Annotated in this window: 1 protein-coding gene; it reads right to left on the minus strand. The window is 48.3% G+C overall.

The genetic code is table 11. The features are described 5' to 3' along the window. Positions 1-354: hypothetical protein (locus BB427_RS24375; protein ID WP_175401230.1), on the minus strand; the 354-nt coding region annotated here is incomplete at both ends.

Raw genomic sequence — 354 nt, forward strand, 5'->3', positions numbered from 1 at the left:
TATTGCTTTTGCTCTGTTAGCTGACCTTTATCGTTGTAGAGGTACTCGGTCACATAGCCTTTAGCGTCGATGTCGTATTGCTTCCGGCCCGCTAAGGTATAGAGTGTGCGCGTAGTTCGATAAGCAACATGGGCATTTAGGTCATTATCCAGTTGCTCAAGGGTTTTCAACATCTCGCCACCCGATGACAGCCACTGTGACGTGTTCACGTTTGGTGCATATTGAATGGTCTTTGTGACGCGCCCAGCTCGGTCATAGAGTAAGCGCGTCACAGCGCCCGTTTTACTGATAACCGCCGCTTTATTACCTGACTCATCATATAAGGTGTAGCTAATGGCTCCTTGCTTGTCTTTG

It is taken from the genome of Pseudoalteromonas sp. BMB, from assembly GCF_001709235.1.
Lineage (GTDB): Bacteria > Pseudomonadota > Gammaproteobacteria > Enterobacterales > Alteromonadaceae > Pseudoalteromonas > Pseudoalteromonas maricaloris.